Origin of the sequence: Paraburkholderia sediminicola, assembly GCF_046030555.1 — a bacterium.
Taxonomy (GTDB): Bacteria; Pseudomonadota; Gammaproteobacteria; order Burkholderiales; family Burkholderiaceae; genus Paraburkholderia; species Paraburkholderia sediminicola_E.
Genome location: NZ_JAQQCH010000002.1, coordinates 348,906 through 360,590 on the forward strand (window position 1 = coordinate 348,906; position 11,685 = coordinate 360,590).

11 protein-coding genes are annotated in these 11,685 nt (G+C 64.0%); all 11 read left to right on the forward strand.

The genetic code is table 11. The features are described 5' to 3' along the window. Positions 1–42 precede the first annotated feature (42 nt). Entirely contained in the window at positions 43–1,671 is a 1,629-nt protein-coding gene (locus PQQ52_RS04780) for a FadD3 family acyl-CoA ligase (protein WP_408207339.1), read from the forward strand. Between the two features lie 76 nt (positions 1,672–1,747). After that, a complete protein-coding gene (locus PQQ52_RS04785; protein ID WP_408207340.1) occupies positions 1,748–2,644 on the forward strand; it encodes a VOC family protein in 897 nt (298 codons plus the stop codon). A 42-nt stretch (positions 2,645–2,686) separates the two neighbouring features. Further along, a complete protein-coding gene (locus PQQ52_RS04790) occupies positions 2,687–3,571 on the forward strand; it encodes a CoA transferase subunit A (protein WP_408207342.1) in 885 nt (294 codons plus the stop codon). Between the two features lie 10 nt (positions 3,572–3,581). Next, entirely contained in the window at positions 3,582–4,379 is a 798-nt protein-coding gene (locus tag PQQ52_RS04795; protein WP_408207344.1) for a CoA-transferase subunit beta, read from the forward strand. An 8-nt stretch (positions 4,380–4,387) separates the two neighbouring features. Continuing rightward, entirely contained in the window at positions 4,388–5,281 is an 894-nt protein-coding gene (locus PQQ52_RS04800; protein ID WP_408207346.1) for an enoyl-CoA hydratase, read from the forward strand. After that, complete coding sequence (locus tag PQQ52_RS04805) at positions 5,278–6,360, forward strand: NAD(P)H-dependent flavin oxidoreductase (RefSeq protein ID WP_408207348.1); 1,083 nt, start codon at positions 5,278–5,280, stop codon at positions 6,358–6,360. The genes PQQ52_RS04800 and PQQ52_RS04805 overlap by 4 nt, the downstream gene beginning before the upstream one ends. Positions 6,361–6,484: 124 nt before the next feature. Further along, complete coding sequence (locus PQQ52_RS04810; protein WP_408207350.1) at positions 6,485–7,303, forward strand: enoyl-CoA hydratase family protein; 819 nt, start codon at positions 6,485–6,487, stop codon at positions 7,301–7,303. Beyond that, complete coding sequence (locus PQQ52_RS04815; RefSeq protein ID WP_408207352.1) at positions 7,300–8,481, forward strand: acyl-CoA dehydrogenase family protein; 1,182 nt, start codon at positions 7,300–7,302, stop codon at positions 8,479–8,481. Before PQQ52_RS04810 ends, PQQ52_RS04815 begins: the two co-directional genes overlap by 4 nt. Before the next feature lie 72 nt (positions 8,482–8,553). After that, positions 8,554–9,615: an acyl-CoA dehydrogenase family protein gene (locus PQQ52_RS04820; RefSeq protein ID WP_408207354.1), complete on the forward strand. Its 1,062-nt coding sequence runs from the start codon at positions 8,554–8,556 to the stop codon at positions 9,613–9,615. Then, the gene (locus PQQ52_RS04825) at positions 9,615–10,766 is read left to right on the forward strand and encodes an acetyl-CoA C-acetyltransferase (protein WP_408207356.1); all 1,152 of its coding nucleotides are present in this window, start codon (positions 9,615–9,617) and stop codon (positions 10,764–10,766) included. Before PQQ52_RS04820 ends, PQQ52_RS04825 begins: the two co-directional genes overlap by 1 nt. Positions 10,767–10,805: 39 nt before the next feature. Further along, positions 10,806–11,681, forward strand: a complete 876-nt coding sequence (locus PQQ52_RS04830; RefSeq protein WP_408207358.1) for an SDR family oxidoreductase — start codon at positions 10,806–10,808, stop codon at positions 11,679–11,681. Positions 11,682–11,685 lie beyond the last annotated feature (4 nt).

An 11,685-nucleotide genomic window follows, 5' to 3' on the forward strand; every position in this document is an offset into this window, starting at 1 on the left:
CGCGTGTTGTGCTTGCCGCGAACCGTATCCATCGAATTCACCATGACGCTCAACCCCATCCTGACGACGCCCGCGCTGATCGCGCGCGGCGCCGCGCGCTACGGCACGCGTATCGCGATCGAAACCGTTCAGGGCAACCTGAGCTATGCGCAACTGGACGCCGCGCGGATCGACGCGGCGCGCGCGTTGATGAGTTGCGGTATCCAGCCAGGCGAGCGCGTCGCGATCTGGGCACCGAATATCGCTGAATGGATCGTGGCGGCACTCGCGATTCATAGCGCGGGCGCGGCGCTGGTGCCGATCAACACCCGCATGAAGGGGCTGGAAGCCGCGGCGATTCTCGAGGATAGCGGCGCGCGGCTGCTGTTTTGCTGCGGCACCTTCCTCGGCGATTCGTATCCGGTCATGCTGGCGGCACATCGTCCTGCCACGCTTGAACGGGTCGTGATGTTCGACGGCCCGGCAGCCGAAGCGAGCGGCGGCCGCGACGAAACCTGGGACGCATTCCTGCTGCGCGCGGCTGGCACCTCAATAGGAGCGTTCCGCGTCCGGGAAGCGTCGGTGCGCCCCGACACGCTGATGGACATCATGTTCACGTCCGGCACGACGGGCCGCCCGAAGGGTGTGATGACGACGCACGGCCAGAACCTGCACGCGGTTCACGATTGGGCGCAGATAGCGACGCTGCGCGAAAGCGACCGTTATCTGATCGTCAATCCGTTCTTTCACGCGTTCGGCTATAAGGCCGGCTGGCTCGCGGCGTTCGCGAGCGGCGCGACCGTGTTGCCGCATCTGGTGTTCAACCCGGAGCGCGTGCTCGAACGCATTGTGCGAGATCGTGTCTCCGTTTTGCCGGGACCGCCGACGCTGTACCACGCGTTGCTCGACATGCCGGACCTGGCCACGCGCGATCTGTCGTCTTTGCGAGTCGCGGTGACGGGCGCGGCATCGATTGCACCGAGCCTGATCGAAAGGATGCGCGCGCAACTGGGTTTCGAAACCGTGCTGACGGGCTACGGCCTCACTGAGTCATGCGGTTTTGCCACGCTGTGCCGCAACGGCGACGATGCCGAGACCGTCGCTCATACATCGGGCCGTGCGATGCCCGGCGTGGAGATCCGTATCGCCGACAGCAGTGGCGACGCGGTTGCTACGGGCGAAACAGGGGAAATCCTGATTCGTGGTTACAACGTGATGCAGGGCTATTTTGGCCAACGGGACAGTACGTCCGAGACAATCGACGAAGAAGGCTGGCTGCATACCGGCGACCTCGGCACGCTCGACGAACGCGGCTATCTGCGCATCACGGATCGCATCAAGGACATGTTCATCGTTGGCGGTTTCAACTGTTATCCGGCGGAGATCGAGCGGCTCTTCAGCGCGCATCCGGCGGTGGCGCAGGTGGCGCTGGTCGGCGTGCCTGACGAGCGGCTCGGCGAAGTGGGTCATGCGTATGTGGTGCTGCGCTCGGGCGAGCACGCGAGCCCGGAAGAACTGACCGACTGGGCCCGCAGGAACATGGCGAACTACAAGGTGCCACGTCATCTCACGCTGGTCGATCAGCTGCCCGTTAGCGCGGCTGGCAAGGTGCTCAAATACCGCTTGCGGGAAGCTGTCGAGAGCGACGTCAAAAACAACGAAAACACCGCTGAAAACACCGCTACAAGCTAGTCCCAACAGACGATGTTAGCCGCCCCCGGGACCGCCAGAATAAGCCTGACAACAACAGCTTCTGGAGGAGTCGGAGATGATCGATGTACGGGCTTTAGGCTACGTCGTCGTGCAGTCGGCGGATGTCGGCACATGGCGCGGCTATGCGGAAAACGTGCTGGGCATGCAGGCACAAGACGCAATGGATGGCGCGCTGTATGTGAAGATGGACGAGCGCGATTTCCGCTACCTGATCGTGCCCGGCGACGCCGATCGCTACTTCGCATCGGGTTGGGAACTGGCCGACGCGGCGGCGTTCGACGATGCGATCCGCGCTCTTGAGCAAGCCGGCGTGAAAACGACCCGCGCCAGCGCGCAAGAGATCGCGCTGCGCCGTGTACAGGCGATGGTGTGGTGTACCGATCCCTCCGGCAACCGGCACGAGCTCTTCTGGGGTGTGCGCGCCGATTTCAGGCGCTTCACCTCGCCGCTCGGCGTGTCCGGTTTCGTCACCGGCGCAATGGGCCTCGGTCATGCCGTGCTGCCCGCACCCCAGTTCGACGCGACCGACGCATTCCTGCGCGACGTGCTCGGCTTCGAACTCTCCGACATCTTTCGCGTTCGCTTCACCGACGATCCCGCCGAGCCCGAAAAGCGCATCCATTTTCTGCATTGCAAAAACGCGCGTCATCACAGCCTCGCGATTATGGACCTCGCGGTGCCGTCCGGCTGCATCCACGTGATGGCGGAAGTGAATTCGATGGACGAAGTGGGCCGCGGGCTCGACCGGGTTGCAGCGCAAAACGTGAAGCTCTCGGCGACGCTCGGCCGTCATTGCAATGACCACATGATCTCGTTCTACATGAAGACGCCGGGCGGCTTCGATCTGGAGTACGGCTACGGTGGCCTGACGGTGGACTGGGCGCAGCACAGCGTCTACGAGGCGACGCGCGTGAGCCTGTGGGGCCACGACTTCAGCGTTGGATTCCGCTAGGCCCTAGTCAGCAAACACGCAGGAAACCTGCAGGAATAACGCATGAAACCACTCGATAAAGCACTCAGCGCGCGCGACGCCGTCGCGCAACTCGCCGATGGCATGACGATCGGCATCGGCGGCTGGGGTCCCCGCCGCAAACCGATGGCACTTGTGCGCGAGATTGTCCGCTCGAATCTGAAGGACCTCACCGTGGTCGCCTATGGCGGCCCTGACGTCGGGCTGCTGTGCGCGGCAGGGAAAGTGCGCAAGCTGGTGTTCGGCTTCGTATCGCTCGACGTGATTCCGCTCGAACCGCATTTTCGCCGGGCTCGCGAGCAAGGCGCGCTCGACGTGTGGGAACTCGACGAAGGCCTGCTGCAACTCGGCCTGCGCGCAGCGGCCGCACGTCTGCCGTTTTTGCCGACGCGCGTCGGCTTGGGTACTGATCTGCTGAAACACGCGCCGCATTTGCGAACCGTGGAATCGCCCTATGGTGGCGAAACGCTGCTGGCAATGCCCGCGCTTGAACTCGATGCCGCGTTGCTGCACGTGAATGCTGCGGACAGGATGGGCAATACGCGCATCGACGGTCCCGATCCTTTCTTCGACGCATGGTTCGCCCGCGCGGCGAAGCAGTGCTTCGTCAGTAGCGAGACGTTGGTCGAAACGCTCGCGAGCGAGGATCTGGATCTCGCGCGCCGTAACACCTTCGAACGTTCGCTCGTGAGTGGCGTGGTGCACGCGCCGTGCGGCGCGCATCCCACTTCGTGCGCGCCGGCCTACGGCTGGGATTTGCCGCATCTGAAGACGTATTGCGCCAGCGCGGAAGATCCGCAGCAAACAGCGGCTTACCTGAGTGACGTAGTAGGCGCCGACGAATCGGGCTATCTGCTGCGCGCGGGCGGCCGGTCCCATGTAGCGGCGTTGCCGTTGCCGATTCTGTAATGGAGCGCAGATGAGCGACTCTCTCGATTATTCCCTCGCCGAACTGATGATTGCCGCGGCGGCGCGCGTCTGGCGTGATGACGGCGAAGTGCTGGCGACGGGTATCGGCACCGGGCCGCGTCTTGCCGCAGGGCTCGCGCGACTGGCCTACAACGCGGGTCTGATGCTCACCGACGGTGAAGCCTATCTGGTCGAAAGCCCGGTGCCGCTCGGGCCGCGTGAAGCGGATTATCGCCTGCAGGCATCCGGCCTGATGACCTATGAGCGTGTGTTCGATTGTGTGTGGCACGGCAAGCGTCATGCGTTGGTGATGCCCACGCAGATCGACCGCTTCGGCCAGGCCAACATCTCCTGGCTCGGCGACGACTATGCGCGCCCGAAAACGCAATTGCTCGGCGCGCGCGGTTTCCCGGGCAACAGCATCAATCACGCGAATTCGTTTTTTATTAGCGGCCACGGCAAGCGTACGTTCGTTGCCGGGGAAGTGGATATGGTGTGCAGCGTGGGCTACAACCCGGCGCGTGAAATCCCCGGCATGCGCGCGTTCACCGATCTGCGCAGCGTGATCACCGATCTGTGCGTGATGGACTTCGGCGGTGCGAATCATGCAGTGCAGGTTCGTTCCTTGCATCCCGGCGTGAGCTTCGACGAAGTACAGGACGCGACGGGCTTCGAATTGCACAGGCATCCCGACATGCATGTGACGCCGCCGCCGGGCGCCGACGATCTGCGCATTGTGCGCGCGCTCGATCCGCACAACCTGCGTGCGGGCGTCGTGCGCAACAACCCCGCGCCGCGCCGCGTGTGAGGGACATCATGGAAGCCACCCACGAAAGCGTCGTCGAGTATTGCGTGAGCGACGGCATCGCCACGCTCACGATGAATCGCCCTGAGTATCACAACGCGCAGAACTCGAAGATGACGTATGCGCTCGACGCCGCGTTCAAGCGTGCGTCGAACGACGATGCGGTGAAGGTTATCGTTCTTGCCGGCGCGGGCAAGCATTTTTCCGCGGGTCACGACATCGGCACACCGGGCCGTGACATCGACCAGTCGTTCGAGCGCGCCTCGCTCTGGTATGACCATGTCGGCAAGGAAGGCGGCGAGTTTCTCTACGCCCGTGAACAGGAGGTCTATCTCGGCATGTGCCGTCGCTGGCGCGATCTGCCCAAGCCGACCATCGCGATGGTGCAGGGCGCGTGCGTGGCGGGCGGCCTGATGCTGGCGTGGGTGTGCGATCTGATCGTCGCCTCGGACGACGCGTTCTTTTCCGATCCAGTCGTGCGCATGGGCATTCCAGGCGTCGAGTATTTTGCGCATGCGTATGAATTGAATCCACGCATCGCCAAGGAGTTTCTGTTTCTCGGCGAACGCATGGACGCGGCGCGCGCGTATCAGATGGGCATGGTCAATCGTGTCGTGCCGCGCGAGCGCTTGCAGGACACCACGACGGAAATCGCCGCGAAGATCGCGCGCATGCCGCGGCTCGGGTTGGCGCTGACCAAGCAGGCTGTGAATCACGTCGAAGAATTGCAAGGCAAACGCGCGGCGATGGATGCGGCCTTTGCATGGCACCACTTCGCGCATGCGCACAACGAACTGGTGAGCGGCGACAAGCTGGGTGGTTACGACGCCCGCAAGATGGCCGAGTCGCAGCGGCCCGGTCCCGCTGCCGTCAGCGATGTAAAAGCCGACGGAGAAGCCGCATGAGCGCAACGTTGCATACGCCCTTGTGCGATCTGCTCGGCTGTCGCTATCCGATCGTGCAGACGGCGATGGGGTGGGTCGCCGATGCCAGGCTCGTCGCTGCGACCTGTAATGCGGGCGGTTTCGGTTTTCTCGCCGGCGCGACGCTCGAAGCCGATCGCGTGGAGGCAGAAATCCTGCGGGTGAAGGCACTGACGGACAAACCGTTCGGCATCAACTTCCATATGTTCCAGCCGAACGCGGCACAGGTGGTCGATCTGGCGATCAAGCACCGGCTGCGCGCCGTGAGCTACGGCCGCGGGCCGGACGCGAAGACGATCCGCCGCTTCAAGGACGCGGGTGTGATGTGCATTCCCACCGTCGGCGCACCGAAACACGCGGCCAAAGCGGTCGAGCTGGGTGCCGATGCGGTCACCGTGCAAGGCGCTGAAGGCGGTGGCCATACCGGTTCGATGCCGACCACACTGTTGCTGCCTGAAGTGCTGGATGCAGTGAATGTGCCGGTGATCGCAGCAGGCGGTTTCTTTGACGGACGCGGTCTTGCGGCGGCGCTTGGCTACGGCGCGTCAGGTATTGCGATGGGCACGCGCTTTCTGATGGCCGAAGAGTCGCCAGTACCGCGTTCGACGCTCGCGCGCTACGTGGAGGTCAACGACCCTTCGCAAATCCGCGTGTCCGCGGCGCTGGACGGCTTGCCGCAGCGAATGATCGACAACTCCTATTTGCTGCGCCTTGAAGCATTCGGCCCGCTGCGCCGCACGCTCTTCGCGTTGCGCACGGCTGAAGCGTGGCGCCGCCAGAGTGGCATGAGTCTGAGCCAGATGGCCGCGCTCGGCTTCAAGGCACTGCGCGATCACAGCTACACCGCGAGCCAGACGCTGATGGCGGCGAATGCACCGTTTCTGATTCAGCGCGCCATCGTCGACGGTAAGCCGGATGAGGGCGTGCTGCCAAGCGGTCAGGTCGCCGCGGTGATCGGCGCGATCGAATCGTGCGAGACCTTGATCGCGCGGATCGTCGACGAAGCCGTGGCGCGGCTCGATGCGCTGGCGGCGATGCGCGGCGCGCGGGTTCACGCGTGAATCGACCGATGACGAACACACGATCCAGGGTATGCGCCGCTGCACGACACCACGCGTGACCCAGCGCATGACCCAGCGCATGACCCCATAAAGTAAATCCAGATCATTCACCAGGGACGGAGATATGACAGAACCCAACAATAGCGTCCGCTCGCTGCCGTTCAGAATCGAACGCGAAGGCGGCGTCGGCGAACTGGTGATCGACCAGCCGCCAGTCAATGCGCTCGATGCACGCGGCTGGCAAGCGCTAGCCGACGCAATCGACGCCCTCGGCCGCGACGACAGCGTGCACGTGATCGTGCTGCGCGGTGAAGGGCGCGGATTTTGCGCGGGTGTCGATATCAAGGAACTGGCGGCACATCCCGAACGGATCGTCGCGGTCAACGCCGGCAATTACGCGACCTTTCGCGCGGTGCACCGCAATCCGAAGCCGGTGATCGTCGCAGTGCATGGTTTTGTGCTGGGCGGGGGCATCGGCATTTGCGGTGCGGCGGACGTGATCGTCGCGTCCGACTGCGCGAGCTTCGGCGTGCCCGAGATCGACCGCGGCGCGATGGGTGGTGGCGCCCATCTCCAGCGCATGTTCGGCGTGCAGAAAGTGCGCGCGATGTATTTCACGGGCGACATGGTCGACGCCGCCGAAGCCTATCGGCTCGGTGCGATCGAGCGCGTGGTGCCGCGCCCACAACTGCGCGAGGCGGCGTTCGAGATCGCCCGCAAGATAGCCGCGAAAAGCCCTGCGATGCTGCAACTCGCGAAAGAAGCGCTAAACGGTGTCGAAGACGGCGACCTTGAAGACAAATACCGCTGGGAGCAGGGCTTCACATTGCAGGCGTATATGACGAACGATTCGGTGGAAGCACGTTCGGCCTTCGTCGAAAAGCGTGACGCGCAGTTCAATGGTGCCAATGACGCCGAACGCAAAGCCGGAGCGCGCGCATGAAGCTCGACTACACGCCGGCGCAACGCGCGTTCCGCGCCGAGATTCGCAGCTGGCTCGCGGCCCACGTGCCGCGCGAACCGCTGCCGAGCTTCGACACCGAAGCGGGTTTCGCCGCGCACCGGGCATGGGAACGCACGCTGCATTCGGGCCGCTGGAGCATGGTGACGTGGCCACGCGAACTCGGTGGACGCGGTTGCGATCTGATCGAGTGGCTGATCTTCGAAGAAGAATATTGGCGCGCCGATGCACCGATGCGCGTGAATCAGAACGGCATTTTCCTGCTCGGTCCGACCTTGATGGACTTCGGCACGGACGAGCAAAAGGCCCGCTTTCTGCCGGCGATGGCGGCGGGCGAACACGTATGGGCGCAAGGCTGGTCCGAGCCCAACGCAGGCTCCGACATGGCCGCGATCCGCGCGAGTGCCATCCGCACCCATGAAGGCAGGGGCGACGAATACATCCTGAACGGCCAGAAGATCTGGTCGACTCGCGCGGTGTGGGCCGACTGGCTGTTCGGCCTGTTTCGCAGCGATCCGCAATCCACCCGTCACCACGGGCTGACTTTCCTGATGATGCCGCTCTCGACACCAGGCATCACTGTGCGGCCGATTCGTCAGTTGAACGGCCACACCGGTTTCGCCGAGATTTTCTTCGACGACGTGCGGGTGCCGGTCGAGAACCGTCTCGCCGGTGAAGGCATGGGTTGGCAGGTCGCCATGGCAACCGCCGGATTCGAACGCGGCTTGATGCTGCGCTCGCCCGCGCGTTTCCAACGTACCGCCGAAGCGTTGCGCGCGCTTTATCTGGCGCACCGCGCGCAAGCCGACCGCGATCCGACCTTGCGCGACCGGGTGATCAGCGCGTGGATGGATGCGCAGGCCTACGCGCTCTCCACCTACGCCACCGCGAGCCGTTTGCAGAAGGGCGGTCACATTGGCGCGGAGTCGAGTACCAATAAGGTGTTCTGGTCCGAACTCGATCTGCGCATGCATCAAACCGCGCTCGATATTCTCGGCGCGCATGCCGAGGTCGTGCCGCAGTCGCACGAGCAACACGCGGCGCTCGGCAGTTGGCTCGACGGTTTCCTGTTCGCTCAGGCCGGGCCGATCTATGCGGGCACCAACGAGATCCAGCGCAACATCGTCGCGGAACGGATGCTGGGGATGCCGCGGTCGTGATGCCGTTGTTGCAGGCGGAATGCAACCCGCTGCAGCCCGCATTCAGACGCTTAAAGGATTGAGCGAGGAACTATGGATTTCGTATTCAACGAAGATCAGGAAGCACTGGCGAGCAGCGTCAAGCGCTTTCTGATGACGGAAATGACGCCGGAGCTGATCCGCGAGTTGTGGAGCACGCCTACGGGTCGTTCGGAGCGCATGTGGGACATGTTCGCCTCGCAAGGGCTGACGGCCGTGTCGGTGCCGGAAAGTCACGACGGGTTGGGGCTCGGTGACGTGGAGTGGGCGCTGCTCGCGCAGACCTATGGCTATTTTGCGGGACCGGAGCCGTTGCTCGAGACGGCGCTCGTGGCCGTTGGCATGCTGGAAGATTTGCCCGCCGGCGCGCAACGCGATGCGCTGCTGCGCGATATCGCGGCGGGAACGGCGCGCGTGGCGATTACGCATCCGGTGAATCCGTATGTCAGCGATGCGCACGTCGCGCAGGTTTTGCTATGCGAGCGGGATGGCGAATTGCATTGGCTTACGCCCGACGCTTGCAGCTTGAATGCGGTGCAGAGTATCGACCCTTCGCGTCGGCTGTTCGAACTTGACTGGCAGGCGACGGCGAGCACACGGGTAGCCACCGCTAGCGAGGCGCAGCCATTGCTGGCGCGCGCACTCGATCGGGGTGCGTTCGCCGTCGCCGCGCAATTGCTCGGCCTTACGCAACGCGTGCTCGATGTCGCGATCGACTATAGCGCGCAACGCAAGCAATTCGGCAAGCCGATCGGCTCGTATCAGGCGCTCAAGCATCTGCTCGCCGACGTGGCGATCCGCTATGAGTTCGCGCGACCGGTGGTGTATCGGGCCGCCTGCGCGATCGCCGACAACGACCCGAACCGTGCGCTGTATGTCTCCCACGCGAAGCTTGCTGCCACCGCTGCGGCGCAGCTCGCCGCGCGCCATGCGATGCAGGTGCACGGTGCGATTGGCTACACGTGGGAGCTTGACCTGCAGATCTTCATGAAACGCATCTGGGCGCTCTCCGGCAGTTGGGGCGACACGACGTTTCACAAAGCCCGCGTAGCCGACGCGCTGATCGGGTCAAGTACTCCGATCGGACCGGCTCGCACTTTCGAACTGGAATCGTGATGAAACAGGCTTATATCGTCGATGCGTTGCGCACCCCGACCGGCCGCCGCAAAGGCGGACTCGCGCAGGTACATGCTGCGGATCTCGGCGGCTTCGTGCTGAAGGAACTGGTCGGCCGTAACGGCATTCCCGCCGATGAGTACGACGACGTGGTGTTCGGCTGCGTCGATACGATTGGCCCGCTGGCGGGCAATATCGCGCGCACCTGCTGGCTCGCCGCGGGTTTGCCGTTGACGGTGCCCGGCGTCACCGTGGACCGCCAATGTGGTTCGTCGCAGCAGGCCGTGCATTTTGCCGCACAGGCCGTGATGAGCGGCACGCAGGATGTGGTGGTCGCGGGCGGTGTGCAGACCATGACGCGGATTCCGATTTCGTCGGCGATGACGGCGGCCGAGCCGCTCGGTTTCACCGATCCGTTCTCGGGCAGCATCGGCTGGCGCGCGCGTTTTGGCGACGCGCCAGTTTCGCAGTTCCATGCGGCGCAACGGATCGCGGATCACTGGAACCTGTCGCGTGAAGCGATGGAGCAGTACGCGCTGGAGAGCCACCGGCGCGCGCTGGCAGCGATCGAAGGCGATTACTTCAAGCGCGAAATCGTGCCGTTCGCGGGCGTTGTTCACGACGAGACGCCGCGCAAGGACACCACGCTCGCGAAGATGGCATCGCTTCAGCCGCTCATGCCAGGCGGCGCGCTAACGGCGGCTGTCTCGAGTCAGACCTGCGATGCCGCGGCGGCGCTGCTGGTCGTCTCCGAAGATGCGCTGAAGCGTTACGGCCTCACACCGCGTGCCCGCATCCATCACTTGAGCGTGCTCGGCGACGATCCGCTATGGATGCTCACCGCACCGATTCCCGCGACACGTCACGCATTGCGCAAATCTGGCCTCACGCTGGACGATATCGATGTGGTGGAGCTGAACGAAGCGTTTGCCTCGGTGGCGCTCGCGTGGCTTGCCGAAATGCGTTATCCGCACGAGAAGACCAATCCAAACGGCGGCGCGATCGCGCTTGGTCATCCGCTCGGCGCAACCGGCGCGCGGTTGATGACGACGCTGCTGCACGAGCTTGAACGCACGCAAGGTCGCTACGGCTTGCAAACGATGTGCGAGGGCGGTGGTCTTGCCAACGTCACGATCATCGAACGCCTTTAAAAGCGTCACTGAGTGCATGTCTGTTTACGAGGATCAAGCATGGGAATCTGCAACGACCGCACCGTGATCATCACCGGTGCGGGTGGAGGGTTGGGACGCGAATATGCGCTGGCGTTTGCCGCCGAGGGGGCGGCGGTGGTGGTCAACGATATTCGTCAGGAGGCCGCGCGAGCGGTCTGCGACGAGATCGCGCGAGCTGGCGGCCGGGCATTGGCGAACGCCGACGACATTACGCGCATCGACACGGCGCAACGCATCATCGACGCCACGCGCGAGGCGTTCGGCGAGATTCATGTGGTGGTGAACAACGCGGGCATCTGTCGCGACCGGATGTTCACCAGCATGACCGAAGCCGATTGGGACGACGTGATGCGGGTGCATCTGCGCGGGCATTTCTGTCTTGCGCAACTGCTGGCGCGCGAGTGGCGTGATGCGTCGAAGGCGGGGCGCGAGGTGGATGCGCGCATCGTCAATACGAGTTCGGGTGCGGGTCTGCAAGGGTCGATCGGCCAGGCGAACTATGGCGCGGCCAAGGCGGCAATTGCGGCATTGACGTTGATGCAGGCCGCGGAATTGCAACGTTACGGTGTACGAGTGAACGCGTTGGCTCCGGCGGCGCGCACTTCGATGACCGAAGGCGTGTTCGCCGAGATGATGCAAAAGCCCGCCGACGGCTTCGATTACTTCGATCCGGCCAACGTCGCGCCGCTGGTTGTCTGGCTCGGCAGCGCGCAATCACGCGAGGTCAACGGACAGGTGTTCGAAGCGGCGGGCGGCATGATCGCGATCGCCGAGGGTTGGCGCACGGGGCCGCGCGTCGACATCGGTGCACGCTGGCAAGTCACTGCATTGGGCGATGCGGTGGCGGCGCTGGTCGCCCAACGCCGGCCGGCGCAGCAAGTCTACGGAAGCTGATGCG

Bases quoted from the DNA above. Each gene is read 5' to 3' on its own strand.
- PQQ52_RS04820 (WP_408207354.1), top strand. From the start codon at position 8,554: ATGGATTTCGTATTCAACGAAGATCAGGAAGCACTGGCGAGCAGCGTC.
- PQQ52_RS04810 (WP_408207350.1), top strand. From the start codon at position 6,485: ATGACAGAACCCAACAATAGCGTCCGCTCGCTGCCGTTCAGAATCGAA.
- PQQ52_RS04780 (WP_408207339.1), top strand. From the start codon at position 43: ATGACGCTCAACCCCATCCTGACGACGCCCGCGCTGATCGCGCGCGGC.
- PQQ52_RS04790 (WP_408207342.1), top strand. From the start codon at position 2,687: ATGAAACCACTCGATAAAGCACTCAGCGCGCGCGACGCCGTCGCGCAA.
- PQQ52_RS04815 (WP_408207352.1), top strand. From the start codon at position 7,300: ATGAAGCTCGACTACACGCCGGCGCAACGCGCGTTCCGCGCCGAGATT.
- PQQ52_RS04800 (WP_408207346.1), top strand. From the start codon at position 4,388: ATGGAAGCCACCCACGAAAGCGTCGTCGAGTATTGCGTGAGCGACGGC.
- PQQ52_RS04825 (WP_408207356.1), top strand. From the start codon at position 9,615: ATGAAACAGGCTTATATCGTCGATGCGTTGCGCACCCCGACCGGCCGC.
- PQQ52_RS04795 (WP_408207344.1), top strand. From the start codon at position 3,582: ATGAGCGACTCTCTCGATTATTCCCTCGCCGAACTGATGATTGCCGCG.
- PQQ52_RS04785 (WP_408207340.1), top strand. From the start codon at position 1,748: ATGATCGATGTACGGGCTTTAGGCTACGTCGTCGTGCAGTCGGCGGAT.
- PQQ52_RS04805 (WP_408207348.1), top strand. From the start codon at position 5,278: ATGAGCGCAACGTTGCATACGCCCTTGTGCGATCTGCTCGGCTGTCGC.
- PQQ52_RS04830 (WP_408207358.1), top strand. From the start codon at position 10,806: ATGGGAATCTGCAACGACCGCACCGTGATCATCACCGGTGCGGGTGGA.